Genomic DNA, 24,546 nt, shown 5'->3' on the forward strand with positions numbered 1-24,546 from the left:
GTCGTGACGCGCGGAAAGCTGGGCCCCGGTTCAGCAGCGCAGCACGTTGTGCTGCGCTGCGCCCGGGGCACGAGATCAACCCCGGCCGACGAACGGCATTTTGGTCGCCATGACCGTCATGAACAGCACATTGGCATCGAGCGGCAGGCCGGCCATGTAGGCGACCGCATCGCCGACGGCCTTCGCGTCCATGCGCGGTTCGTGCTTCATCGTGCCATCGGGCTGCATCACGCCGGGACCGGCGACCATGCGGTCGGTCATTGGCGTCGCGGCATTGCCGATGTCGATTTGGCCGACCGCGATGTCGTACATGCGGCCGTCGAGATTGGAGGCCTTGGTGAGACCCGTGATCGCGTGTTTGGTCGAGGTATAGGCCGCCGAGAACGGCCGCGGCGCGTGCGCCGAGATCGAGCCGTTATTGATGATGCGGCCGCCGCGCGGGGTCTGGTCCTTCATGATGCGGAAAGCATGCTGGGTGCACAGGAACGGGCCGGTGAGGTTGGTGTTCACCACCGCCTGCCACTGCTCCAGGCTGAGATCCTCGAAATTGACCGGCGGTGCGCCCATACCGGCATTGTTGAAGAGCACGTCGAGCCGGCCATAGGTATCCTTGACCTCCTGAAACAGGGTTGCGATCGAGGCTGGGCTCGTCATGTCGGCCGAGACGCACAGGCTCTTGCCGATGTTTTCGCCGAGCTTTTTGGTTTCTTCCAGCATCTCCATGCGACGCCCGGCCAGCACCACGGTGAAGCCGGCATTCATCAGCGCCAGCGATGCCGCGCGTCCGACGCCGGTGCCGGCACCGGTTACGAGCGCGATCTTGTTGGTTGCGTCGGCCATTGTTTCCTCGCCTTCATTTCTTGGTTTCTGTTTCGGATTTGTAGGGTGGTCTCGGAATATTCTGATGCGCCGCACGCAACGCCGCCGACCAGCGCGAACGCAGGTCGTGGAAATAGGGCTCGCCGGCCTCGATGCGGTGGTTGAGATCGGCCTCGCAGGCATCTGTGCGCACCACCAGCACGTCGATCGGCAGGCCGACGCCGAGATTGGACCGCATGGTCGAGTCCATCGAGATCAGGCCGGTCTTCAGCGCCTCGTAGAGTTCGACGTCGTAATGCATCGCGCGGTCGAGCACCGGCTTGCCGTATTTGTGCTCGCCGATCTGCAAATAGGGCGTATCGGTGGTGCATTCGATGAAATTGCCGGCGGTGTAGACCATGAACAGCCGCATCCGCGAGCCCTTGATCTGACCGCCGAACAGGAAAGAGACGTCGAAGGATACGTCTTCGGATCGCAGCGCCTCGCCTTCGGTGGCGTGCACGGCGCGGATGGCGCGGCCGATGCGTTGCGCGGCCTGGAACATCGTCGGCGCATTCATCAGCGTTTCGAGCTCGCCGGTGTGCGGATCTTCCATGCCCTCGGTGAGCGTCGACAGCACCGACTGGCTGATCGCCAGATTGCCGGCGCTGGCGATCGCCATGATGCGCTCGCCGGGCTTTGAGAAAATATGGAGCTTGCGGAAGGTCGAGACGTTGTCGAGGCCGGCATTGGTACGGGTGTCCGCGATCATGACGAGACCGTCCCGCACCAGAATTCCGCAACAATAGGTCATTCCCGATCCCCAAACGCGCCTGATTTTTCGGCGCCAACTAGTAGCTAATTTCGAGGGGCCATCCAACCCCAATTCCCCCGTGGCGCGACATGCGCCCGGCGGGTAAACCTCCAACCGAAGGCGGGGAACGCATGCGGAAATCAGCGCTGATTGGCTCGATTGCAGCCTTGTCACTGCTGGGCAGCGTGGGCGCCCAGGCAGGTCCGTGGGAAGCCGGCATGGTGGCCTACAACCGCGGCGACTATGTTCCAGCGATCCGGCTGTTCCGCGCGCTGGCGGAGGCCGGCAATGCCAGGGCGTAAACCCAGAGTGGCTGGATAAATGAGCAAGGGTGGGCAAAGCGAAGCGTGCTCACCATTGAACATTGATCGTGGACATATGGTGGGCACGGCGCGATGCGCCTTTGCCCACCCTTGTATTAGCGCGCCATGTTACGGCCGCCCCCCGTCATTGCGAGCGAAGCGAAGCAATCCATTTCGCCGCGCAACCAAAGATGGATTGCTTCGTCGCGGAGCCTGTCATCGGGCGCGCCTTCGCGCGACCCGTTGGCTCCCCGCAATGACGGCGTAAGTCCTATTGTGACTGTGACTGGCTTTGCCACTGTCCCGGCCGCCCGGCCTGTTCGACCTTGACCGCGACCGTCAGCGTCTCCGCACCGCCGCCATAGCGGGTGCCGCGCACCGGGGCCGCGCCGAGGTAATCGAGTCCGATCGCGACGCGGGCGTGGGCATCGGTGGTGCAAATGCCGTTGGCGGCATCGAAGCCGACCCAGCCGAGGTCTGGGACGAAGGCTTCCGTCCAGGCGTGGCCGGCCCCCTGATGAGTCAAGCCGTCGGAGCGCAGGAAGTGCCCGGAGACGAAGCGCGCTGGCACGCCGCCGGAGCGGGCGCAGGCGATGAAGATGTGTGCATAGTCCTGGCAAACACCGCGCTTGAGCGCGAAAGCTTCCGCCGCCGACGTGCCGGAGTTGGTAGGGTCCTCGTCGAACGTCATATGTTCGTTGATCTGCACCATCAGCGCATGCAGGAAACCGAGCACATCGCCATCGGATTCCGAGCGTAGCTCGCGGGCAAAGATCGCCATCGCCGGATTGACTTCGGTCAGCGCGGTCTGGCGCAGGAACAGGCTCGGCGGAAAGCGCTCGTCGGTGCCGCGCAGCACGCCGCCAGTGTCATGAGTCTCGATCAGGCCCTCGACATGGATGGTGAGGTCGGCGATCGACCCGTGCGTCAACACGTGCGTAATGTTGCCGAACGCGTCCTGGTGCATGTCGAGGCGCGAGTCGGTCGAGACATCGATCTGCCATTCGGCGACATACTGGCCGTCATGGCTGCCGGGTGTCATGCGCAGGATCTGGATCACACCGGTGGCCGGCGGCTCGTAGCGATAGCTGGTGGAGTGGGCAATTCGCAGGCGCATGGCGAGGCCAGTTCAGGTTGGGATCGTCATGCCCGGCCTTGTGCCGGGCATCCACGTCTTCCTTACCCCTCAAAGCAAGACGTGGATGGCCGGGTCAAGCCCGGCCATGACGAAGAGTGCATCAAATCAAATACTGCTTGGTGATGATCTCACCGAGCCGCGAATTGTCCGCGATGAATTCCTGGATGAACTCATGGACACCGTGCTGGAAGATATCGTCCATATGGCTGTGTTCAAGCCGGTTGCGGACGCCGCGGGCGTGGCGCTGGGCGGCGCCTTGGCGGCCGTAGGCGACGCCGATCTGGTCGAGATTGCGCACCAGATTGCTGTAGCAACTTGCCAGGGAGCGCGGCAGCGTGTCGTTCAGGATCAGGAGATCGGCTATCAGCCACGGCTTCAGCGTTTCGCGGTAGACCCAGTGATAGGCGGTCAGCGCGGAGACCGAGCGCAGGATCGAGGTCCACTGGTAGTAGTCCAGGGGACCACCAACGTGCTCCTCCTCGGGCAGCAGCACGTGATATTTAACGTCGAGAATGCGGGCGGTGTTGTCGGCGCGCTCCAGATGCAGCCCAAGCCGCGAGAACCAGTAGGCATCGTTGCGCAGCATGGTCCGGTAGGCCGAGCCGTCGAACCGCAGCGAGGTCTCCTGCACGAAACGCAGGAACCGCGCCAGTTCCTCGCGGCTCGACGTGCCCTTGCCCCAGACTTCCTGTAATTCGATCCAGGCCGAGTTGATGGTGTCCCACATCTCCGATGTCAGCGCGGTTCGCACCGAGCGCGAATTGAGCCGCGCCGCCTCGATGCAGTTCTTGATCGAGGAGGGATTGGAAGGCGAGAACGCCAGATATTCGACGACGTTCTGCTCGGTGGCTTCCGGATAGGCTTCGTAGAAGCTTGCGCTGACCCCGGCCGTCAGCAGCGCCGATTCCCACTCATTGGTCTTGCCGATATAGGCGGCGGGAAGCGCGGTGACTCGCAAGGTCGCATCGATGGTGCGTGCGATATATTCGGCGCGCTCGACATAGCGGGCCAGCCAGTACAGGTTTTCGGCAGTGCGCGACAGCATAGGTGAGTTCTCACAAAACGCGGCGGAGGCCGAAAATACCTCCCCCTGAAAGGGGGAGGTCGACGCGAAGCGTCGGGTGGGGGTCTTCTCTCCATTCGGTGTATGCGGCCGACCCCCACCCCGACCCTCCCCCTTGCAGGGGGAGGGGGTACTTGCTTGTCGCGCTCGGCATCAAATCACTCATCCAGTATCCAGGTGTCCTTGGTGCCGCCGCCCTGGCTGGAATTGACAACCAGCGAGCCTTCCTTCAGCGCCACTCGCGTCAGTCCGCCCGGCACGATGGTGACGTGCTTGCTCCCGGTCAGCACGAACGGCCGCAAATCGACATGGCGCGGCGCGAGGCCGGAGGCTGTACAGGTCGGGCAAGTCGACAGCGCCAGCGTGGGCTGGGCGATAAAACCCTCCGGCTCGCGCTTGAGCTTGTCCCGGAACGCCTCGATCGTCGCTTTGGTCGCGGCCGGGCCGATCAGCATGCCGTAGCCGCCGGAGCCGTGGACTTCCTTCACCACTAGCTCGCTCAAATTGTCGAGCACATAAGACAGATCCTTCGGCTCACGGCAGCGCCAAGTCTGCACGTTCTTCAGGATCGGCTCCTCGCCGAGATAGAATTTCACGACCTCCGGCATGTAGGAATAGATCGCCTTGTCGTCGGCAATCCCGGTGCCGACCGCATTCGCCAGCGTGATATTGCCGGCCGCATAGGCCGACATCAGCCCGGGCACGCCGAGCGCCGAATCCGGGCGGAAGGTGAGGGGGTCGAGGAAATCGTCATCGACGCGGCGATAGATCACGTCGACGCGTTTCAGCCCCTCGGTGGTGCGCATGAACACCTCGTCGTTCTTCACGATGAGGTCGCGGCCCTCGACCAGCTCGATGCCGAGCTTGTCGGCAAGGAAAGAGTGTTCGTAATAGGCGGAATTGTAGACGCCCGGCGTCATCAGTGCGACCGTCGGCTCGGCCGAGGCAGAGAGCGGCGCCACCGAGCGCAGCGCCGACAGCAATTCGTCCGGGTATCGCTCTACAGGTGCTACGCGATGGCGGGCAAACAGGTCCGGAAACAGCCGCATCATGATTTCGCGGTTTTCCAGCATGTAGGAGACGCCTGAGGGCGTGCGCGCGTTGTCCTCCAGCACGATGAAATTGTCGGCGTCGACGCGGACGATATCGATTCCGGCGATGTGGACATAGACGTCGTGCGGCACGCTCTGGCCGTTCATCTCGGGACGGAATACCGGGTTCTGGAAGATCAGGTCGTCGGGAATGATGTTGGCGCGCAGGATGTCGCGGCCGTGATAAATGTCGCGCAGGAACATGTTGAGCGCGCGGACCCGCTGCTTCAGGCCCTTTTCCAGCACGGACCATTCTTTCGCCGACATGATTCGCGGGATCACGTCGAAGGGGATCAGCCGCTCCTGGGCTTCGGCGTCGCCATAGACGGCGAAGGTGATGCCGATCCGGCGGAACAACAGTTCCGCCTCCTGTCGGCGATACTCAAGGGCGTCCGGAGGCGTCTCCTTCAGCCAGCGGGAGAGCTCCCGATAGGCCGGGCGGAGATCGCCGCCGGGCCCGTTCATTTCATCGAAGGCAACTGCCATAAATCCTGACTATCTCTCGAAGCCATGCGGCACGGTGCATGAGTTCACAGGATGGTAGCAAGGCTCGGGCCAGCGCGATATGCATTGGCTTGCGGCATTTCGTGGGGGTAGCCGGCCGCGCTGCCCTAAAAAAAGGCTGCTGGGTGCTTATTTCGGCAGCAAACCCCCGTGACTTCAATGCGTTGCTTGCGCAAAGTACGGGGCAGGTGGGGAGAAGTCATGAGCGAGATCGTCACGGCGGGTATTCTGGTCATCGGCGACGAGATCCTGTCCGGCCGTACCAAGGACAAGAACATCGGCTTCATCGCCGAGTACCTGACCAATATCGGGATCGATCTCAAGGAGGTCCGCATCGTCGCCGACGACGAGACCGACATTGTCGACGCCCTTAATGCATTGCGAAATCGCTACACCTACGTCTTCACCACCGGCGGCATCGGCCCGACCCATGACGACATCACCGCCGACAGCGTCGCCAAGGCCTTCGGTGTCGGGATCGGTCATCATCCGGAGGTGGTCGCGCGCTTCCGCGAGCGCTGGAGCGAGCAGGATCTGAACGAGGCGCGGCTGCGCATGGCCCGCGTGCCTGACGGAGCCGAACTGATCCAGAGCGCCACCATCCTGGCGCCCGGCTTCAAGCTCGGCAATGTCATCGTCATGGCTGGCATCCCCTCGATCATGCAGGCGATGATGGACATCGTCGCGCCCAAGCTGAAATCGGGCGTGCGGATGCTATCCGATTCCGTGCGGGCCAACGCCCGTGAAGGCGACATTGGCGGGCCGCTGCGCGAGATCGCGATCGCCCATCCGGACACCATCATCGGCAGCTATCCGTTCATGGACGAGGACAAGAAGCCGAACATTAATCTCGTCGTGCGCTCGCGCGATCCCGAAAAGCTCAACGCCGCGATGATCGCGGTGAAGGAGATGCTGGCGAACCTGAACATCACCGCCCGGTAGCGGCGAAGCGGGTGCTTTGATTTCGAACTTCGCAATACGGAGAACATAGTGACAGATCGTTCTGGAGCGCGCCCATGACGGCGCCACCGGAGAAGGCCTTTCCGGTCTCCTGGGACCAATTTCACCGCGATTGCCGGGCGCTGACCTGGCGGCTCAACGAGGTCGGGCCGTTTAACGCCATCATCGCGATTACTCGGGGCGGGCTCGTGCCGGCAGCCATTGTCGCGCGTGAGCTTGGCATTCGCATCATTGATACCGTCTGCATTGCCAGCTACGACCACACCAGACAGGGCGACCTGCAGGCGCTCAAGGGTGTTTCGGCCGACGTGGCAAAGCTCGGTGGCGGCACAGGGAAGGGGCTTTTGATCGTCGACGACCTCGTCGACACCGGAAAGACCGGGCGGCTGGTGCGCTCGATGATGCCGGACGCGCATTTCGCGGCCGTCTATGCCAAGCCGCAGGGCAAGCCGCTGGTCGATACCTTCATCACCGAAGTGTCGCAGGATACCTGGATCCATTTTCCCTGGGACACCGCGCTGTCGTTCCAGCCGCCGATCCGCGACGGGGCGTGACCCGCCGTCATTGCGAGGAGCGAAGCGACGAAGCAATCCATGCCTCCACTTGCGGCGGGATGGTTTGCTTCGCCGGGCCTGTCATCGGGCGCGCATTCGCGCGACCCGTTGGCTCGCAATGACGAGGCGAAAGATCGAGCTAACCGCATGCCCCTGCAAAACCGCGTCACCCCGACTGGCGACATCATCGCCACCCCGCATCGCGGTATGTTCACCGGTAACCGCGGCATCATCCACGACCCCGCGACCAAGACGCTATTGAAGAAGCGCTGGTCGAGCGCGGCCTGGATCACATGCGTCTGCGAGTTCAGGGGCTGGCGGCGGCCTGTGATGGGCCGGCGGAGCTGGACCGAGCTGTTCTTTCTCGACGAGGCGACCGCCTTCGCCGCCGGGCACCGCCCATGCTTCTTCTGCCGGCGTGACGATGCCACCCGCTTTCGCGCGGCGTGGGAAGAGGGCAATGGCGTGAAGAACGTTCGTGCGCGGGAGATGGATGCCGTATTGCATGGTGAACGGCTGGAGCACGGCAAGAAGCGGCTGCATCCGCTGCCGATGCCGGTGGCGCAGTTGCCTGACGGCGCGATGGTGCAGCAAGGCGAAGAGTCGTTTTTGATCGTGCAGGGCAGGGCGCTGCAATGGTCGATGGGCGGGTATCGCAAGATGGAAGGCGCAGTCGTGGACGCAATGCTGCTGACGCCGCCATCAACGCTGCGCGTGCTTGGCGCCGGATATCAGCCGGTACTGCATCCGAGTGCGATGAGCTAGAGCTCTCCTCGCAATGGCGGAGCTACCCCAGCCGTTCCCGCGCGAGGCTGGCCCCGGCGCCAAGCGCCGCCAGCTTCGCCTCGGCGATATCCCGCCGCATCGGTGCCATGCCGCAATTGGTGGTCGCGACGATATTGCTGAGCGGCACGAATTTCGACACCGCCTCGATCACCTTGACGACATCCTCGGCCGTCTCCACCGTATCGCTGGCGACGTCGATCACACCGGCTTGCACCACCTTGCCGGGGAGCAGCGCCAACAGATCCAGCGGCACTTTCGAATTGCGGCACTCGATCGCGACCTGCTGGATCGGGCTCTTGGCGATGGCCGGGAAAATATCCTCGTATTGGCGCCACTCGCTGCCCAGCGTCTCTTTCCAGTCGGTGTTGGCCTTGATGCCGTAGCCGTAGCAGATGTGAACGGCGGTGGTGCAGGTCAGGCCTTCGGCGGCGCGCTCCAGTGCTCTTACGCCCCAGTCGGAGACCTCGTCCATGAAGACGTTGAAGGCGGGCTCGTCAAACTGGATCACGTCGACGCCATCCGCCTGCAACGCCTTGGCCTCGGTGTTGAGCAGTTCGGCAAAGGCGAATGCCATCTTGACCTTGTCGCCGTAATACCGGTCGGCGACGGTGTCGGCGATGGTCATCGGACCGGGCAGGGTGAATTTCAGTTTGCGCGTGGTGTGGGTGCGGGCGACGCGAGCTTCGTCCGCATGGACACGCCCCTTGAGCGTCAGCGGTGCTATCACCTGCGGCACCATCGCCTTGTAGCGGTCTTTGCGGATGCCCATTTCGACCTTGTGGGCGAAGTCGATGCCCTCGACCTTCTCCAGGAAACCGTGAACAAAATGCTGGCGGGCCTGCTCGCCCTCGGTGACGATATCGATGCCGGCGTCCTCCTGCAGCTTCAGCGCCAGCATGGTAGCGTCGCGCTTGGCGCGGGCGAGCTCGTCGCCCTTTGATCTCCAGGGCGCCCACAGCGTGTTCGGCTCGGCCAGCCATTCCGGCTTCGGCAAGGAGCCTGCGATCGTGGTTGGAAACAGCATGGGTGCCTCCCGGTGGGTTCTGATTGAGCGTCTGTCTGCCATGTCTTATGGTCGAGGTACAGAACAACAAAAGTCGCCATTGCCTGAAAAATCTCGATCATACTGGAGGAACTGGGGCTTTCGTAGGCCGCGAGGCAGCCGCCGCGGAGCAAGCAGTATTAGTCCCTCATGGTGAGGAGGCGCTTGCGCCGTCTTCGGACCATGCTTTGCATCGCCGGGCGAACCATGAGGCCCCTCCTTCGCTCGAGACGCGCCTTCCGCGCCCGTCAGGATGAGGCTCGAGAACCAACAAAAGGAAACCCCATGCTCGAATTCTTCTTCGACTGCTCCAGTCCCTGGACCTATCTCGCCTTTCACAACATCCAGCCGCTGGCAAAAGAAGCCGGCATCGAGATCACATGGCGGCCGATCCTGGTCGGCGGCATCTTCAACACCGTCAACCCTAGCGTCTATGCCGCCCGCGAGACGCCGGTGCCCTTGAAGGCGCGCTACATGAAGAAGGACCTCGCCGACTGGGCGCGCTCCGCGGGGCTTGCGATCAAGATGCCGCCGACGGTGTTTCCGGTGAACAGCGTCAAGGCGATGCGCGGCTGCATCTGGGTTTCCCAGCAATCTCGCGAACTCTTGGTGCCGTTTGCGCGTGCCGTGTTCGAGGCCTATTGGGGTGACGACAAGGACATTTCAAAGGATTCGGTGCTGTCGGAGATTTGCCAAAAGGTCGGCGTCGACCCCGAAAAGTTCTTCGAAGGCATCGGCCAGCAGGCGATCAAGGACCAACTCAAGGCCAGCACGGACGAGGTGATGGCGCGCGGAGGATTCGGTTCGCCGACGATCTTCGTCGGTAAGACCGACATGTATTTCGGCAACGACCGGATGCCGCTGATCCGCGAGGCGCTGGAGCGGCTGAAAGCGCGGGTCGCCTGATGCCGAAAGCCGTCGTCTGCCGCGAACTCGGCCCGCCCGAGAAGCTGCGCCTGGAAACATTTGCCTCAGTACCGGTGGCGCCGGGGCAGGTGCGCGTCGCCATTCGCGCCGCCGGGATCAATTTCCCCGATATTTTGATGGCGGCGGGCGAGTATCAGCTCAAGCCGCCGCTGCCGTTCACGCCGGGCGTCGAAGCCGCCGGCGATATTGTCGAGATCAATGACGCCGAAGGCGTCGCGGTGGGCGACCGGGTGATCGTCAAGATGCGGCACGGCGCCTATGCCGACGAGGCCGTGGCTGTGCCCTCGCAGCTCGTGCGCCTGCCGTCGACGTTCGACTATGCCGAGGGCGCAACGTTTCTGGCCGGCCATGGCACCGCCTATCACGCGCTGATCGATCGCGGCCAGCTTCAACCGGGCGAGGTACTGCTGGTGCACGGCGCCGGCGGCGGCGTTGGCCTTGCCGCAGTCGAAATCGGCAAGATGCTCGGCGCCACCGTGATTGCGACCGCGTCAAGCGACGAGAAGCTTGCAATTGCGAAAGCGAGGGGCGCCGATCATCTGGTGCGCTACGATCAGGAGCCGTTTCGCGATGCCGTCAAACGCATCACCGACGGGCAGGGCGCGGACGTGGTGTTCGATCCCGTCGGCGGTGAAGTGTTCGAGAACTCGATGCGCTGCATCAACTGGGGCGCGCGGCTATTGGTCATCGGCTTCACCGGCGGCATCGGGCTTGCCAAGACCAATCTGTTGATGATCAAGGGCGCGAGCGTGCTTGGCGTTCGTGCCGGCGAAGCGGTGCGGAGAAATCCCGCGCTCGGCGAGGTCAGGATCAAGGCGCTGACGGAATGGGCGGAGGCCGGAAAAATCCGCCCCAACGTCTCGCACCGGCTGCCGCTGGAGGATTATGCGAAAGCGATGCGGCTGTTGATCGACCGCAAGGCGATCGGCAGGGTGGCGTTGGTGATGGGGTAGTCTCCCGTCATGCCCCGCGAAGGCGGGGCATCCAGTACGCCGCGGCTCATCGGCTCAATTGCGCTCGTCTCGGATTACTGGGTCACCCGCCTTCGCGGGTGACGACAGCGTCAGATAGGATAACCGCACTTATTTATACTCCCGTTCCGTCCACCACGGGAAATAGTCCGGCATATCGCTCGATACCTTGTTCTTGAACTCGGCCGGGCGCTTTTCCAGGAACGACACCACGCCCTCCTTGACGTCTTCCGAGCGGCCGCGGGCATAGATGCCGCGGCTGTCGACTTTGTGGGCTTCCATCGGATCGTCGGCACCCAGCATGCGCCACATCATCTGCCGGATCAGCGCCACCGATACCGGCGCGGTTTTGGTGGTGAACTCCTTGGCGAGTGCGCGCGCGGTCGGCAACAGATCGTCCGGCGGCACCACCTTGCTGACGAGACGGCCGGCGAGCGCTTCCTGCGCCGGGAACACGCGGCCCGAGTAGCACCATTCCAGCGCCTGCGAGATGCCGACGATGCGCGGCAGGAACCAGCTCGAGGCGGCCTCGGGCACAATGCCGCGCTGGGAGAACACGAAGCCGAAGCGCGCGGCCTCCGACGCGATGCGAATGTCCATCGCGAGCTGCATGGTGACGCCGATGCCGACCGCTGGCCCGTTCACGGCCGCGATCACCGGTTTTAAGCACCTGAAGATGCGCAGCGTCACCTGGCCGCCACCATCGCGCACCTGAGGATCGCTGTAGTCGACCGAACCGTCGGCGAGCCGCTTCACTGGGCCACGCCGCGCGTCGCGGTCAAACGTGTTGGCGCCAGACGAAAGATCGGCGCCGGCGCAGAAGCCGCGGCCCGCGCCGGTCACGATGATGGCGCGGACATCGTCGTCCTTGTCGGCGGCGTCGAAGGCGTCGATCAGTTCCTGCTGCATGGTGCCGTTGAAGGCGTTGAGCTTGTCGGGCCGGTTCAGCGTGATCGTGAGAATCTGATCGTCGACCTCGTACGTGATGGTCTCATACGCCATGGGGTGATTTCCTTCCTGTGTGTTCTTTCGATTGCTCTCAACACATCGTCATGCCCGGCCTTGTGCCGGGCATCCACGACTTTTCTGTTCATCGACAGCGTAAAGACGTGGATGGCCGGGACAAGCCCGGCCATGACGGAGACTGTTAGCCGGTTACTTCGGCGGCGTCGGCCATGGCCGCTGCGGGCCGCGCAGACCTTCGAACGCCTTGGCCATGCCGAGCACGCCGAGATCGTCGAAACGGCGGCCGATGATCTGTACGCCGATCGGAAAACCCTTGGCGTCGTAGCCGCCATTGATCGAAAGGGCCGGATTCTCCGACATGTTCCACGGCACGGTGTAGCAGATATGCTCGAACGGCCTGTCCGGGTCATTGATGGGGGCTGCGAACTCGGCCGGGAAGTTCACCACCGGCGAGACCGGGGAGATCACGTAGTCGAGTTCGTGGAATAGCTTCGCTGCCGCGGCACGGATCGCCATCGTGGCGTTAAAACCCCTGACGACGTCGACACCGGAAAGCTTTGCGCCGGCTTCTGCCCATCTGTGGATGTAAGGCAGCGTCTTGCCGCGCTCCTCGGGCGAAAGCTTCGAGAGATCGTCCCACAACCGAGCCCGCCAGAAGTTATCGAGCCCGTCAAGCATCTCGCGCGTCAGGATGCCGTCGACTTCGGTGACGATCGCGCCAGCGGATTCGAACGCCTTGGCGGCGTTGACGGCTACATCACGCACTTCGTTCTCAAGCGGCTGGCCGGCGCCGGGATCGAGCATCAGGCCGATGCGCAGCTTGCGCGGCGACTTGTCGAGTGTCTTCCAGTGGATGCTGCTGTCAGCCGGCAGACTCATGCCGTCGCGGCGATCCGGCTTCGACAACACGCACATCATGAGCGCGGCGTCATCGACGGTGCGGGTGATGGGACCCGCGACCCGGCCGAGATAGGGTGGATCGATCGGAACGCGCCCGAGGCTCGGCTTCAGCGCGACGAGACCGCACCAACAGGCGGGCAGCCGCACCGAGCCGCCAATATCGGTGCCCAGATGCAGCGGACCGTAGCCGGCCGCGCCCGCTGCGCCAGCGCCGGAAGAAGAGCCGCCCGGGTTTTTGCTGAGGTCCCATGGGTTGCGGGTGAGGGGGTGGAAGCTGGAGAGGCCCGACGACAGCATGCCGTAGTCTGGCATCGTGGTTTTGGAGAAGATGATCGCGCCGGCTTCGCGTAGCCGTGCGGCGGGGGGCGCGTCCTTTTCAGCCGGTACCAGCTTCACGCTGGCGGCGCCGAGCGGAATCGGCTGGCCTTTAGTGGCGATATTGTCCTTGATCGTAACCGGCACGCCGTCGAGCGTGCTCACAGGCTCGCCCCTTTGCCAGCGGTCGGTCGACGCCTTCGCGACCGCGCGCGCGCCGTCGGGATCGAAAAGATAGAGCGCCTTGATGTGCGGCTCCCAGGCCGCGACATGCTCGATCACTTCCTCCAGCACTTCCGAGGGCGAGAACTGCTTGGCGCGATAGCCGGCGATCAGGTCGGTGGCGGAGAGGTCATGCAGCGAGGTGACCTCTTCCTCGGGGGCTGGTTTCTGCATGCTAACCTACCGGGAGCCGGGTTTCGATGATGCGGGCGAACATGCTGGCGCCGATCGGCAGGATCTTGTCGTCGAGCACATAGCCGGGATTGTGCACGGGCACCGAGCCGTCATGGCCGATCCAGAAATAGGCGCCGGGCACCACCTGCATCATGTCGGCGAAATCCTCGCTACCCATCTTTGGCGTCGCGCGCGTGAAGACGTTGGCGGGATCGACGATCGTCTTCGCCACCGCTTCGACCACCCTGGACTGCTCTTCCTCGTTGACGAGGACGCTGAACGTGTCACGGATGTCGACCGTGATCTCGCACTCGAACGTCGCGGCAACGCCGGCGCAGATCTTGCGCATGCGGTCGCGGATCAGCGCGCGCACGCCGTCGTCGAAGGCGCGCACCGTACCGCCGAGCCTGGCCTCGCCGGGGATCACGTTGTTGGCGGATCCGGCATGGATCTGCGTGACCGACAGCACCGCAGACTTCAACGGATCGACGTTGCGGCTGACGATGGTCTGCAGGGCTTGGGCCAGCGTGGTCGCGATCACCACCGCGTCCTTGGATCGCTCCGGCATCGCGCCATGCGCGCCATAGCCCTGGATGGTGATGTCGAAGAAGTCGGCGCCAGCCATCGCCGGCCCCGGCAGGATCGCGATCTCGCCGTGATTGAGATCCGGCGCGTTGTGCAGGCCGTAGACCTCGTCGCAAGGAAATTTTTCGAACAGCCCATCCTTGATCATGGCGCGCGCGCCGCCAAGTCCTTCCTCGGCGGGCTGGAAGATGAAGTGCACGGTGCCGTCAAAATTCTTCGTCTCGGCCAGATAGCGCGCGGTGCCGAGCAGCATCGTGGTGTGACCGTCATGGCCACAGCCGTGGAAGCGGCCGGGAATGGTCGAGCGCCATTTCAGGTTGGTGTTTTCTTCCATCGGCAGCGCGTCCATGTCGGCGCGCAGGCCAATGCGCTTGCCGCCATCACCCTTGCCCTTGAGCACGCCGATCACGCCGGTGCCGCCAAGGCCGCGATGCACCTCGATGCCCCAACCCTTCAGCTTCTCGGCGACGATGCCGGAGGTGCGTACTTCCTCGAAGCCGATCTCGGGATGAGCATGCAGATCGCGGCGGATGGCGGTGAGTTCCTCGGCATAGCCGCCGATGCGTTCAATGATGGGCATGTCTTTTTATCCCGTGACTGAGGATTGTGAGCGTGAGGGAGCGAATGGGGTAAAGGCGGGGCCGTTCGGCTTGAGGCGGATGCCCGGGCGCAGCCGCGTCCAGGGTAGCGTTGCGGTATCGGCTGGCATCGCGCCGGGGGCGGCGCAGATCAAAAGCTTTTCGGCAATCGGCTCAAAGTCGGCACGGAAATGCACCGAGCTCTTGTTGACGAGAATGGCCTGTTCGGTCGGCTCGATGCCGACATAGCGGTACATCGCTTGATCGGCGAGCTGCGCCTTGTAGGAGCCGACGACGACCCTGACATCACCGATGCGCAGGCAGGCCGAGGGACCCATGTCCATGTCGCGGCCGCCGTAATAGGGGCCTGGCGCCACGAATTTTCCGTCCGACAATTTTTCGACCACGAACGTTTCCTTATATGGCGCATCGCCCGGGATGCCCGATTTGCCGCCGAGCGCCAGCGTTACGGTGGCGCCGACGCCCGCCGCGTGCGCCGCCTTGGCCGACTCCGGATCGTAGATCACGCCGGTAGCGGCGCGGGGCGCGTCGTTGCGCACAAGGGCGCGCAGCATGCCGGTGGTGTCGGAATCGCCGCCGGCGCCAGGATTGTCCTGGGTATCGGCGATGATGATCGGCTTCTTCGCCGTTTTCGCAAGCTCGATGGCGACGCGCACGCCATCATCGGGCGAATAGATGGGGCCGTCGAAATCGTCTTCATGGGCCTCAACGAGCGCGACGATGTTGTCGGCGGCGGCATCCGCGTCGGCCTGCGTCCTTCCATAGGCGAACACGCTCGGCCCGCAATGGGGAAAATCCGCAGCCGGGAAACCCGGCGCGAACGACAGCGTGGGTACCGCATCGCTTTCGAGCGCCGCGAGCTTTTCGTAAATGCTCCTGGTCGGCTGGTCGTTGGTGCATTGCCAGGAGATCGGGATCAGGAACGGCAATTGCCGGAACGCTTTTGCAAGGCGTTGGCCTGTCTTCAGCAGCAGCGCGAGGTGTTTGGCGCAGGCGCGGCCGGTGTCGGCCATGTCGATGTGGGGATAGGTGCGGTAGGCAATCAGCGCATCCGCATGCGCGATCATTTCGGGCGAGACGTTGGCATGGAGATCGAGGCTTGCGACCAGCGGCAGATCGGGGCCGACCACCTTGCGCACGCGCGCGAGGATTTCACCTTCGCCATCGTCATGCTGCTCGGTCACCATGGCGCCGTGCAGATCGAGATAGACGGCATCGATCGGCCCGGCATTGGCGATGCCGTCGACCATTTCTTTCATGACGCGCTCGAAGGCATCCGTCGTGACATGCGCCGACGGGCTGGCGGCTGCGGAGATGGTCGGGACCAGCTCCCAACCATGGGCTTCGGCCGCCTCGACGAAGCCGGCAAGGCCGACATTGATCTTGCGCATGACCTTGAGGACCTCAGGCCCATGCGCCATCGCCGGCCAACCGCCGCCATGAACGAAATCCTGATAGGTCGCCTTGGTCGGCGCGAAGGTGTTGGTCTCGTGCAGGAAGCCGCCGACGGCGATGCGGGTCATAGTGCCTCAGCCAGTGTTTTTGGTTGGGGGACGTTAAGCGGGACATCGTGGCAAGCGCAAGGATTGAAGCAATTCCGTTTTGCATGCCGCGTGGGCGTTAGTAATTGCCTCGCACCGCGATCAGCCCCGTCATTGCGAGGAGCGTAAGCGACGAAGCAATCTATACCTCCACAAGCGGCGGCATGGATTGCTTCGCTTCGCTCGCAATGACGCTGAGGGGGCGTGGCTATTCCGCCGCCACTTCCACCGGCCGGAAATTGGCAAAATCCCAGCCGCGCCCTGGGGCGGCATCGAGCAATGCCTTGGTATAGGCCTGCTGCGGGTGGGTCAGCACCTGCGCGGCCGGGCCCTGTTCCACGATCCGGCCATGTTGCATCACGGCGACGTCGTCGCAGATTTGCGCTGCGACGCGAAGATCATGGGTGATGAACAACAACGCAATGCCCAGCCGCTGCTGGATTTCGTCGAGCAGTTCGAGCACCTGTGCCTGTACCGAGACGTCGAGCGCCGAGACCGCTTCGTCCGCGACCAGAACATCCGGGTCGAGCGCGAGCGCGCGCGCAATCGCGATGCGCTGACGCTGGCCGCCGGAGAATTGATGCGGGTAGCGCGACACTGCATCGGCCGGCAGGTCGACCAGTTCGAGCAGATCGCGCGCCTTCGCCAGCGCCTCCGCACGCGGCATGCCGTAATTGATCGGGCCCTCGGCGATGGTTTCGCCGACGGTGACGCGCGGATTGAGCGAGCGGTAGGGGTCCTGGAAGATGATCTGGATCTTTTTGCGGTGCGGCTGCAATAGCCGGCGCGACAGCTCGGAGATTTCGCGGCCCGCGAGCCGCACGCCGCCGGAAGTGGGATCGATCAGGCGAACGATGCAGCGCGCCACCGTCGACTTGCCGGAGCCGCTTTCGCCGACGATGCCGAGCGTGCGGCCCTTGCGCAAAGTGAGGGTGACGTCCTTGGCGGCGGCGACTTCGCGTGTCTTTCCGAGGAAGGAACGCTCGCGATAGACCTTGCCCAGCTCGTTGGCTTCCAGCACCACCGGCTCTTCGGTCTCCGCGCGGGGCGCCCGCGGCACCAGGCTCGGCACCGAGGAGAGCAGGTTGCGGGTGTACTCCATGGTCGGCGTGCGCAAAATGCTATCGAGCGTGCCGGTCTCGACCAGCTGGCCGTAGCGCATCACCGCGACACGGTCGGCGATCTCGGCGACCACGCCCATGTCGTGGGTGATGAACAGCACCGCCGTGCCATGATCGCGCTGCAGGTCGCGGATCAGCGTGAGAATCTGCTTCTGCGTGGTGACATCGAGCGCGGTCGTCGGCTCGTCCGCGATCAGGAGTTTCGGTTCGAGCACCAGCGCCATCGCAATCATGATGCGCTGGCGCTGGCCGCCGGACAGCCGGTGCGGATAGGAGGCAAAGATGCGCTCCACGTCCGGAAGCCGGACATGCTCCATCATCGCCAGTATCTTCTGGCGGCGGGCACGGGCGTCGAGATCGGTATGGGCGCGCAAGACCTCGTCGATCTGGCGGCCGACCGGCACCACCGGATTGAGCGCCGTCATCGGCTCCTGAAAGATCATCGCCATTCGTGTGGCGCGCAACTGCCGCAGGCGCTTGTCGGTGGCGGTGAGCAGCTCCTCGCCGACCAGCTTGACGCTGCCGCCCGAGGGCACCAGCGCGCCCTTTTGCAAGAGCCCCATCACGGTCAACGCCGTCACCGATTTGCCGGAGCCGCTTTCGCCGACCACGCAGAGGGTTTCGCGCTCATGCACCTGCAGCGAGACGCCGTCGATGATGCGCTGGCCGGAAGGGTTCTTGCCGAGGCCGACGGCGAGGTTGTCGATGTCGAGGATGATGTTGGTCATGTCAGTCATTTTCTGGCGTCATTGCGAGGAGCCAACGGGTCGCGCGAATGCGCGCCCGATGACAGGCTAAGCGACGAAGCAATCCATTCTTTCTTCGTGCGGCGAGATGGATTGCTTCGCTTCGCTCGCAATGACGGGGTGAGGTCTTCGTCACTTCCCGGCCTCCCGCTGTTTCATGCGCGGATCGAGCGCATCGCGGGCGGCGTCGCCGATCAGGTTGACGCTGAGGATCGCGATCGACAGCAACAGGCCCGGCCAGAAGATCAGCGACGGCTTGACCTGGAAGTAGGCGCGGCCCTCGGCCATGATGTTGCCCCAGGTCGGCGTTTCCGGGCTGATGCCGGCGCCGAGGAACGACAGGATCGCCTCGGTGAGAATGGCGGAAGCGCAGACGTAAGTGCCTTGCACGATCAGCGGCGCGACCGTGTTCGGCATCAAATGCCGCCACATGATCTTGGGCAGGCTGGTGCCGACCGAGATCGCGGCCTCGACGTAAGGCTCTTCGCGCGCCGATAGCACGACCGAGCGCACCAGCCGCGCCACGCGTGGAATTTCGGGAATCGTGATCGCGACCAGCACCGTCATCAGGCTGGCGCCCGACAGCGACACCACGGCGATCGCGAGCAGGATGGAAGGGATCGCCATCAAGCCGTCCATCACCCGCATCATCACGGCGTCGACCCACCTGAAGAAGCCGGAGACGAGGCCGATCACGAGCCCGATACCGATCGAGAAAACTGCAGCCCCCAGGCCGATCAACAGCGAAATTCGCCCACCATAGATGATACGCGACAGCACGTCGCGGCCGTACGCGTCGGTGCCGAGCAGGAACTGCGCGCTTGATGGTTTCAGCCGCTGTGCCGGCGCCAGCAATTGCGGATCGTGCGGCGCGAGCAGGGGGGCCGCGATCGCCATCGCGATGACGAGTGCGAGGCAGACGGTCGCGGTGGCGATGATCGGCGTCGCAGTCAGGAATCCGAATCGTGGCCGGAACGGCGTGGTGACAGGGATTGACGGTTCGGGAAGGGTTTCGATCGCCATCAGTAGCGAATCCTCGGATCAAGCAGGGTGTAGGCGACGTCGATCAGGAGATTGACGGTGACATAGATCAGCGACGTCAACAGGATCATCGCCTGGATGACGGGATAATCGCGCGCCAGCACGGCATCGACGGTGAGGCGACCGATGCCGGGCAGGTTGAACACGCTCTCGGTGACGACGACGCCGGAAATCAGCAGCGCGAATCCCGTTCCGATCACGGTGATGACGGGCACGGCGGCGTTGCGCAGCGCGTGGCGCAGCAGCACGCCCGTTTCGGTGATGCCTTTTGCGCGCGCGGTGCGGACATAATCCTCGCCGAGCACATCCAGCATTGCGGCCCGGGTCATGCGCGCGATCAGCGCGACATAGATAAAGGACAGCGTGCAGGTCGGCAGGATGATGCGCTCGAAGAACGGACCAAAGCCGGCCGTGATGCTGCGGAAACCCTGCACCGGTACCCAGCGCAGTTCGATGGCAAAGATCTGGATCAGGACATAGCCGATCACGAACACCGGCACGGAGAAGCCGACCACCGACAGGCCCATCACGAAGCGGTCGATCCAGGTGCCGTGCTTCCACGCCGCAATCACGCCGAGCGGCACCGCAACGACAATAGCCAGAATGATCGTGGAAAGAGCAATCGAGATCGACGGCTCGACGCGCTGACTGATCATCTTCAAGACCGGCACGTTCGAGATCAGGGACACGCCGAGGTCGCCTTGCAGCAGCTTGCCGATCCAGGTGAAGAATTGAGTGTAGAGCGGCTCGTTGAGGCCGAGCGAGGTGCGGATGCGCTCGAGCTGTTCGGGCGTTGCGTTGTCGCCGGCCAGAATAGCGGCGGGATCGCCGGGCGTCAGCCGCAGCAGAAGAAACACAAACAGCGCGACCACGCCCATTACGGGAATGGCGGCGAGAATGCGGCGAAGCAGATATCCGAGCATCTTGATCCGTCAGTTGTGGGTGAATTGGGCAGCGCTGCCCTTAGACCTGGTTTCTGCGCCGCCAGCGTACCATTTCAGCAAGTCCCGTGCCATTGCGCCTGCGTTTTTTGCGGTGCAGCTAGGCGGTTCAGAAGGCCTTCAGCCGTCATTGCGAGCGAAGCGAAGCAATCCATTCTTCTGTATGCGGCACGATGGATTGCTTCGTCGCAAGTGCTCCTCGCAATGACGTTGATAGAGCGCACCATCACTCCAGCGTCGCCAATAATCCCGCCATCAGGCGACCGCGTTCGGCGAGGCTGTCTACTTCAATATGCTCGTTCAGCGTATGCGCATCGGCACCGCGGACGCCGAGGCCGTCGAGCGTCGGAATGCCCATGGCGCCGGTAAAATTGCCGTCGGATCCGCCGCCGGCGCTGCCATGGGGCAGTTCGAGGCCCATCTGCGCGGCAACCCCGCGCGCCTTTTCATACAACGCCATGGTGCCGGCATCCGGTTCCCACACAGGGCGGGTGACGCCGCGCGTCACCGTGAACGTCACGTCGTTGCTGGTGCCTGACAGCGCGAGCATGCGCTCGACACCGCGGTCGAGATCGGCCTGGCGCTTGGCCATGCTGAGTGCTTCGCCGGTGCAGGTGGTGGCAACGCAATTGACCCATTGGCCGCCATGCACGATGCCGACGGAAAACGTACAATCTTCGGTCGTCATGCCGTCGATCGCGATAATCTGGCGTGCCATTTCGCGGATCGCGGAACGGCCCGAGGACAGCGTGGCGCCGGCATGGCTCGGCTTGCCGACGGCCTCCAGATTGAAGCGGGCAATCGCATAGCGTCCGGTGACAACGCCGTTGTTGGGCCGTCCGGGCTCCGGCACCAGCACGTATTTGTTGCGCGCGGCTTCGGCCTCGATGATGTCGCGGGTCGAGGGCGTGCCGACTTCCTCGTCGGGCGTGAACAGCACCGTAATCGGCAGCGGCGTCGTGAATGCAGCGCGGGCCAGTTGCCGGATCGCTTCCAGCGAGAGGTAATTGCCGCCCTTCATGTCGAAGATGCCGGGGCCGAAGCATTTGTTGCCCTCGCGCCGCCACTGCAGCTTTTCGATGGTGCCGACGGGGTGGACAGTATCCATGTGGCCGGCGATCAGGATGCCGGGCTCGCCCTGCTTCGGGTGAGGAAAGCGGGCGCGGACACAGCCGGCAAATCCTTGCCGGCCGGCGATGCGCTCGATGGTCGCACCCATGATCGCCATGTCGCGCGCGGCGAGGTCGAGCATGCGCTCCACGGCAGCCTTGTCCCAGGTCGGGCTTTCGTACTCCACCCAGCCGCGGAGCCCTTGCAGCATGGCCTCGGAATCAAAGGGAAGATTGGCTGGGTTCATGGACTTCTCTTGGTTTTCTTGCTCTTGGGTTTCGACCGGCCGGCACCGGCCTTGCCGCGTACGAGAATGATCTCGCGCGGATTTGTAAAGTGAAACATGAACGCGCGTCCCGCGCTATTCGCAGCGCGGTGGCCGCCTCAAAGCGGATTGACGCGCCGCGCGCTTGATGCAAGTCTTCAAATAGTCAGGATTTACAGCGTGTTAGTTCGCCCAAATAACGAACCGCATGCATAATGAATCAGCGGACTTTGAACAGTTTCACGTCAGGAGAGATCGAATGTTCCACATCATGCGTTGGAAACGTCCCACGATAGCGACTGCTTTGTCGGTGCTTGCGCTGTCGGCGGCGCTGACGTCGCTAGGCCCGACTTCGCAGGCCACGGCCGCCAGCAAGAAGACCATCACCGCCGTGATGCATTCCGACCTGCGCGTCATCGATCCCGGCTTCACCACCGCCTACATCACCCGCGACCACGGCTACATGGTCTACGACACGTTGCTGGCGACCGATTCCAATTTTAAGGTCCAGCCGCAGATGGCGGACTGGAAAGTCTCAGATGACAAGCTGACTTACACCTTCACCTTGCGCGACGGCTTGAAGTGGCATGACGGCACGCCGGTGACGGCGGAGGACTGCGTCGCCTCGCTGAAGCGCTGGGGCAGGAACGACAATATGGGCCAGAAGCTGATGGACTTTACCGCCAGCATCGAGCCGATCGACGCCAAGAGCTTTGCGCTGAAACTAAAGGAGCCCTACGGCCTGGTCTTGGAATCGATCGGCAAACCGTCGTCCTACACACCGTTCATGATGCCGAAGCGGCTCGCGGAAACCCCCGCCGGCCAGCAGATCAAGGAGCAGGTGGGATCCGGTCCCTTTAAGTTCGTGCAGGCTGAATTTCAGCCGGGCGTGAAGGCGGTCTACGAAAAGAACCCTGATTACGTGCCACGCAAGGAGCCGGCGAGCTGGACCTCCGGCGGCAAGGTGGTGAAGGTCGATCGCGTCGAGTGGATCACCATGCCGGATGCGCAGACCGCGGTGAACTCGCTGCAGTCGGGCGACATTGATTTCGTAGAGACTCCGTCCTTCGACCTGTTGCCTGTGATAGCCGCCAACAAAGACATCAAGATCGAGATATTGAACAAGCTCGGCTTCCAGACGCTCGGCCGGATGAATTTCCTCCACCCGCCGTTCGACAACGTCAAGGTTCGCCGTGCTGCGTTGCTGGCGATGAACCAGAAGAACGTGCTGGATGCGCTGGTCGGCAATCCCGAATACTACAAGACCTGCGGCGCGTTCTTCGTCTGCGGCACGCCGTTGGCGACCGAGGAAGGTTCAGGAAATCTGACCAAGGGCGGCAGCATGGCGGAAGCCAAGAAGGCGCTGGCCGAATCCGGCTATGACGGCACCCCCGTCGTGATCATGGCGCCGGGCGACGTGGTCACGCTGAAGGCGCAGCCGATTGTCGCGGCGCAGTTGTTGCGCGACGCCGGCTTCAAGGTCGATCTGCAGGCCACCGACTGGCAGACCGTCGTGGCCCGCCGCGCCAGCCAGAAGCCTCCGAAGGAGGGAGGTTGGAACATGTTCTTCACCAACTGGGTCGGCGCCGACGTGATGAACCCGATCGCAAACGCCTCGATCGGCGGCCGCGGCACCAAGGGCGGCTGGTTCGGCTGGGCGGAAAGCGCCAAGATCGAGGAGCTAAAGGACAAGTTCGCGCGCTCTTCTTCGCCGGAGGAGCAAAAGAAGATCGCGGCCGAGATCCAGAAGGAAGCCTATGAGCAGGTGATCTATATCCCGCTCGGCCAATACCTCACGCCGAGCGCGTGGCGGAAGTCGCTGACCGGTGTGCTCGACGGCCCGGCGACGCCGGTCTTCTGGAACATTGATAAGAGCGAGTAGGGCGATTCGCTTTAAGTCGAACATCAGGCAAACGCGACGGAGGACTGTTCCTCCGTCGCGTTTTTGTTTTCATCGTCAGCAGTGGCTGTCGCGCACCAGTTCCGGGCCGTCATTCCCAAGCGGCGGAGAGACTTGCGGCGGGGGCGGCGACGGAGAGCGCTGATCCCGCGCTTGCTTGCGCTCCGCTGCAGCCTTTTCCCTATCTTTTTCACTGGTCATGTTGTCGTACTCCATTTTTGTGCACGACAACATTTTTGCGGGCGTTGCGTTCCTCACGCAGGATGCGCAGCCAGATGTTCCAGCAGCAATTCGCACACCCGTTCCGGCGCCTGATCCGCTGCAAAATGCCCGACGCCGGGCAGCACCTCGAAACGATAGGGCGCGGCGATGAAATCCACCGTGCCTTCGGCGGCGGCGCGACCGACAGTGTCGTCGGCGTCGCCCCAGATATAAAGCGTCGGCACGCGGATCGGACCGAGTGGGCCGCGGATCGCGCCGCGTGCGCGATACCAGGCGAGCGCTGCCTCCATCGCATCCTTGTTGCCGAGCAGGGCAAGATGTCTCTCGATCGCATCAGAGGGCACGCTATTGGCGGCGAGACGCTCGCGCAGCCATTTGGCATCGTTCGCAAGCACGATATCGGCGGCATCCGGTTCCAAAAACGCCTTGTGATGCTCTGAGCGCTGCGCCTGCTCGCCGTCGGTTGCCAGCGCGCGGTTGAACGCGTTCGGGTGCGGCCGCGAGAGAATGGTGAGCGACGCCAGCCGCTCGGGATGCCGGTCGGCGATGCCCCAGGCGATGCTGCCGCCCCAGTCATGGCCGACCAGATGAAACCGCGCATGGCCATAGCCGGCAGCCGCCACGAACGCCATGGCGTCGTCCATCAGGCAGTCGATCAGGTAGTGCGAAAATTCGCGCGGATCAGGTCGTGCGCCCGGCGAATAGCCGCGTTGGCTCGGCGCCACCGCGCGATAGCCCATGTCGCCAAGGGCCGTGACCTGCGCACGCCAGCAATGCATCGATTCCGCAAAGCCGTGCAGCAGCAGCACCAGCGGTGCGCCGGGCGTGCCGGCGCTGATGGCATCGAAGGTGAGATGCGGGGCGATGGTGATTTGCTCTGACGCCAGCATGCGGCGAACCTAACGAGGCAATTCCGGCCGGCCGATGGCGCAATTGTGCAACGGCGGG

At 63.5% G+C, this 24,546-nt stretch carries 22 protein-coding genes; 7 read left to right on the forward strand and 15 right to left on the reverse strand.

The window, feature by feature from the left end:
- Positions 1 to 75: 75 nt before the first annotated feature.
- Positions 76 to 840, reverse strand: coding sequence for an SDR family oxidoreductase (locus RX328_RS20375; protein ID WP_213245808.1), 765 nt, complete (start codon positions 838 to 840; stop codon positions 76 to 78).
- 13 nt (positions 841 to 853) lie between these two features.
- Positions 854 to 1,612, reverse strand: a complete 759-nt coding sequence (locus RX328_RS20380; protein ID WP_213245806.1) for a proteasome-type protease — start codon at positions 1,610 to 1,612, stop codon at positions 854 to 856.
- Between the two features lie 131 nt (positions 1,613 to 1,743).
- Here RX328_RS20380 and RX328_RS20385 point away from each other — a divergent pair, with 131 nt between their 5' ends.
- Positions 1,744 to 1,914, forward strand: coding sequence for a hypothetical protein (locus RX328_RS20385; RefSeq protein WP_213245804.1), 171 nt, complete (start codon positions 1,744 to 1,746; stop codon positions 1,912 to 1,914).
- A 271-nt stretch (positions 1,915 to 2,185) separates the two neighbouring features.
- On the opposite strand, the gene RX328_RS20390 is transcribed toward RX328_RS20385, so the two are convergent.
- From RX328_RS20390 to RX328_RS20400, 3 genes are all read right to left on the reverse strand, one after another.
- Positions 2,186 to 3,031 carry a transglutaminase domain-containing protein gene (locus RX328_RS20390; protein WP_213245802.1) on the reverse strand — a complete coding sequence of 282 codons (846 nt, stop codon included), beginning with the start codon at positions 3,029 to 3,031 and terminating at the stop codon, positions 2,186 to 2,188.
- Between the two features lie 121 nt (positions 3,032 to 3,152).
- Positions 3,153 to 4,097, reverse strand: coding sequence for an alpha-E domain-containing protein (locus tag RX328_RS20395; RefSeq protein WP_065748002.1), 945 nt, complete (start codon positions 4,095 to 4,097; stop codon positions 3,153 to 3,155).
- A 176-nt stretch (positions 4,098 to 4,273) separates the two neighbouring features.
- Positions 4,274 to 5,692: a circularly permuted type 2 ATP-grasp protein gene (locus tag RX328_RS20400; RefSeq protein ID WP_213245800.1), complete on the reverse strand. Its 1,419-nt coding sequence runs from the start codon at positions 5,690 to 5,692 to the stop codon at positions 4,274 to 4,276.
- Positions 5,693 to 5,911: 219 nt separating this feature from the next.
- Here RX328_RS20400 and RX328_RS20405 point away from each other — a divergent pair, with 219 nt between their 5' ends.
- The 3 genes from RX328_RS20405 to RX328_RS20415 all read left to right on the forward strand — a co-directional run bounded on the left by RX328_RS20405 (position 5,912) and on the right by RX328_RS20415 (position 7,989).
- Positions 5,912 to 6,652 carry a competence/damage-inducible protein A gene (locus RX328_RS20405; RefSeq protein ID WP_213245798.1) on the forward strand — a complete coding sequence of 247 codons (741 nt, stop codon included), beginning with the start codon at positions 5,912 to 5,914 and terminating at the stop codon, positions 6,650 to 6,652.
- A 74-nt stretch (positions 6,653 to 6,726) separates the two neighbouring features.
- Complete coding sequence (gene gpt / locus RX328_RS20410; RefSeq protein WP_213245796.1) at positions 6,727 to 7,224, forward strand: xanthine phosphoribosyltransferase; 498 nt, start codon at positions 6,727 to 6,729, stop codon at positions 7,222 to 7,224.
- Positions 7,225 to 7,371: 147 nt separating this feature from the next.
- A complete protein-coding gene (locus tag RX328_RS20415) occupies positions 7,372 to 7,989 on the forward strand; it encodes a hypothetical protein (protein WP_213245794.1) in 618 nt (205 codons plus the stop codon).
- A 22-nt stretch (positions 7,990 to 8,011) separates the two neighbouring features.
- On the opposite strand, the gene RX328_RS20420 is transcribed toward RX328_RS20415, so the two are convergent.
- Entirely contained in the window at positions 8,012 to 9,034 is a 1,023-nt protein-coding gene (locus RX328_RS20420) for a methionine synthase (protein ID WP_213245792.1), read from the reverse strand.
- A gap of 303 nt (positions 9,035 to 9,337) precedes the next feature.
- Here RX328_RS20420 and RX328_RS20425 point away from each other — a divergent pair, with 303 nt between their 5' ends.
- Both RX328_RS20425 and RX328_RS20430 read left to right on the forward strand, forming a co-directional pair.
- Positions 9,338 to 9,958 carry a 2-hydroxychromene-2-carboxylate isomerase gene (locus RX328_RS20425; RefSeq protein ID WP_213245790.1) on the forward strand — a complete coding sequence of 207 codons (621 nt, stop codon included), beginning with the start codon at positions 9,338 to 9,340 and terminating at the stop codon, positions 9,956 to 9,958.
- The gene (locus RX328_RS20430) at positions 9,958 to 10,932 is read left to right on the forward strand and encodes an NADPH:quinone oxidoreductase family protein (protein ID WP_213245788.1); all 975 of its coding nucleotides are present in this window, start codon (positions 9,958 to 9,960) and stop codon (positions 10,930 to 10,932) included. Before RX328_RS20425 ends, RX328_RS20430 begins: the two co-directional genes overlap by 1 nt.
- Positions 10,933 to 11,061: 129 nt before the next feature.
- Here RX328_RS20430 and RX328_RS20435 read toward each other — a convergent pair whose 3' ends face one another.
- The 8 genes from RX328_RS20435 to RX328_RS20470 form a co-directional block, all read right to left on the reverse strand.
- Complete coding sequence (locus tag RX328_RS20435; protein WP_213245786.1) at positions 11,062 to 11,952, reverse strand: crotonase/enoyl-CoA hydratase family protein; 891 nt, start codon at positions 11,950 to 11,952, stop codon at positions 11,062 to 11,064.
- A gap of 153 nt (positions 11,953 to 12,105) precedes the next feature.
- On the reverse strand, positions 12,106 to 13,527 hold the full coding sequence (locus RX328_RS20440) for an amidase (protein WP_213245784.1): 1,422 nt from the start codon (positions 13,525 to 13,527) through the stop codon (positions 12,106 to 12,108).
- 1 nt (position 13,528) lies between these two features.
- Positions 13,529 to 14,692: a M20 aminoacylase family protein gene (locus RX328_RS20445; RefSeq protein WP_213245782.1), complete on the reverse strand. Its 1,164-nt coding sequence runs from the start codon at positions 14,690 to 14,692 to the stop codon at positions 13,529 to 13,531.
- A 6-nt stretch (positions 14,693 to 14,698) separates the two neighbouring features.
- A complete protein-coding gene (locus RX328_RS20450) occupies positions 14,699 to 16,234 on the reverse strand; it encodes a M81 family metallopeptidase (protein ID WP_213245780.1) in 1,536 nt (511 codons plus the stop codon).
- Between the two features lie 226 nt (positions 16,235 to 16,460).
- Positions 16,461 to 18,101: an ABC transporter ATP-binding protein gene (locus RX328_RS20455; protein WP_409410717.1), complete on the reverse strand. Its 1,641-nt coding sequence runs from the start codon at positions 18,099 to 18,101 to the stop codon at positions 16,461 to 16,463.
- A 150-nt stretch (positions 18,102 to 18,251) separates the two neighbouring features.
- Entirely contained in the window at positions 18,252 to 19,142 is an 891-nt protein-coding gene (locus tag RX328_RS20460; RefSeq protein ID WP_213245776.1) for an ABC transporter permease, read from the reverse strand.
- Positions 19,142 to 20,083: an ABC transporter permease gene (locus tag RX328_RS20465; protein ID WP_213245774.1), complete on the reverse strand. Its 942-nt coding sequence runs from the start codon at positions 20,081 to 20,083 to the stop codon at positions 19,142 to 19,144. The genes RX328_RS20460 and RX328_RS20465 overlap by 1 nt, the downstream gene beginning before the upstream one ends.
- Positions 20,084 to 20,327: 244 nt before the next feature.
- A complete protein-coding gene (locus RX328_RS20470) occupies positions 20,328 to 21,458 on the reverse strand; it encodes a M20/M25/M40 family metallo-hydrolase (protein ID WP_213245772.1) in 1,131 nt (376 codons plus the stop codon).
- Positions 21,459 to 21,735: 277 nt separating this feature from the next.
- Here RX328_RS20470 and RX328_RS20475 point away from each other — a divergent pair, with 277 nt between their 5' ends.
- Complete coding sequence (locus RX328_RS20475) at positions 21,736 to 23,358, forward strand: ABC transporter substrate-binding protein (protein WP_213245770.1); 1,623 nt, start codon at positions 21,736 to 21,738, stop codon at positions 23,356 to 23,358.
- Between the two features lie 272 nt (positions 23,359 to 23,630).
- On the opposite strand, the gene RX328_RS20480 is transcribed toward RX328_RS20475, so the two are convergent.
- On the reverse strand, positions 23,631 to 24,488 hold the full coding sequence (locus RX328_RS20480) for an alpha/beta fold hydrolase (RefSeq protein ID WP_213245766.1): 858 nt from the start codon (positions 24,486 to 24,488) through the stop codon (positions 23,631 to 23,633).
- Positions 24,489 to 24,546 lie beyond the last annotated feature (58 nt).

The sequence above is a fragment of the Bradyrhizobium sp. sBnM-33 genome, from assembly GCF_032917945.1.
Taxonomy (GTDB): Bacteria; Pseudomonadota; Alphaproteobacteria; order Rhizobiales; family Xanthobacteraceae; genus Bradyrhizobium.

Bases quoted from the DNA above. Each gene is read 5' to 3' on its own strand.
- RX328_RS20375 (WP_213245808.1), bottom strand. From the start codon at position 840: ATGGCCGACGCAACCAACAAGATCGCGCTCGTAACCGGTGCCGGCACC.
- RX328_RS20380 (WP_213245806.1), bottom strand. From the start codon at position 1,612: ATGACCTATTGTTGCGGAATTCTGGTGCGGGACGGTCTCGTCATGATC.
- RX328_RS20385 (WP_213245804.1), top strand. From the start codon at position 1,744: ATGCGGAAATCAGCGCTGATTGGCTCGATTGCAGCCTTGTCACTGCTG.
- RX328_RS20390 (WP_213245802.1), bottom strand. From the start codon at position 3,031: ATGCGCCTGCGAATTGCCCACTCCACCAGCTATCGCTACGAGCCGCCG.
- RX328_RS20395 (WP_065748002.1), bottom strand. From the start codon at position 4,097: ATGCTGTCGCGCACTGCCGAAAACCTGTACTGGCTGGCCCGCTATGTC.
- RX328_RS20400 (WP_213245800.1), bottom strand. From the start codon at position 5,692: ATGGCAGTTGCCTTCGATGAAATGAACGGGCCCGGCGGCGATCTCCGC.
- RX328_RS20405 (WP_213245798.1), top strand. From the start codon at position 5,912: ATGAGCGAGATCGTCACGGCGGGTATTCTGGTCATCGGCGACGAGATC.
- gpt (WP_213245796.1), top strand. From the start codon at position 6,727: ATGACGGCGCCACCGGAGAAGGCCTTTCCGGTCTCCTGGGACCAATTT.
- RX328_RS20415 (WP_213245794.1), top strand. From the start codon at position 7,372: ATGCCCCTGCAAAACCGCGTCACCCCGACTGGCGACATCATCGCCACC.
- RX328_RS20420 (WP_213245792.1), bottom strand. From the start codon at position 9,034: ATGCTGTTTCCAACCACGATCGCAGGCTCCTTGCCGAAGCCGGAATGG.
- RX328_RS20425 (WP_213245790.1), top strand. From the start codon at position 9,338: ATGCTCGAATTCTTCTTCGACTGCTCCAGTCCCTGGACCTATCTCGCC.
- RX328_RS20430 (WP_213245788.1), top strand. From the start codon at position 9,958: ATGCCGAAAGCCGTCGTCTGCCGCGAACTCGGCCCGCCCGAGAAGCTG.
- RX328_RS20435 (WP_213245786.1), bottom strand. From the start codon at position 11,952: ATGGCGTATGAGACCATCACGTACGAGGTCGACGATCAGATTCTCACG.
- RX328_RS20440 (WP_213245784.1), bottom strand. From the start codon at position 13,527: ATGCAGAAACCAGCCCCCGAGGAAGAGGTCACCTCGCTGCATGACCTC.
- RX328_RS20445 (WP_213245782.1), bottom strand. From the start codon at position 14,692: ATGCCCATCATTGAACGCATCGGCGGCTATGCCGAGGAACTCACCGCC.
- RX328_RS20450 (WP_213245780.1), bottom strand. From the start codon at position 16,234: ATGACCCGCATCGCCGTCGGCGGCTTCCTGCACGAGACCAACACCTTC.
- RX328_RS20455 (WP_409410717.1), bottom strand. From the start codon at position 18,101: ATGACCAACATCATCCTCGACATCGACAACCTCGCCGTCGGCCTCGGC.
- RX328_RS20460 (WP_213245776.1), bottom strand. From the start codon at position 19,142: ATGGCGATCGAAACCCTTCCCGAACCGTCAATCCCTGTCACCACGCCG.
- RX328_RS20465 (WP_213245774.1), bottom strand. From the start codon at position 20,083: ATGCTCGGATATCTGCTTCGCCGCATTCTCGCCGCCATTCCCGTAATG.
- RX328_RS20470 (WP_213245772.1), bottom strand. From the start codon at position 21,458: ATGAACCCAGCCAATCTTCCCTTTGATTCCGAGGCCATGCTGCAAGGG.
- RX328_RS20475 (WP_213245770.1), top strand. From the start codon at position 21,736: ATGTTCCACATCATGCGTTGGAAACGTCCCACGATAGCGACTGCTTTG.
- RX328_RS20480 (WP_213245766.1), bottom strand. From the start codon at position 24,488: ATGCTGGCGTCAGAGCAAATCACCATCGCCCCGCATCTCACCTTCGAT.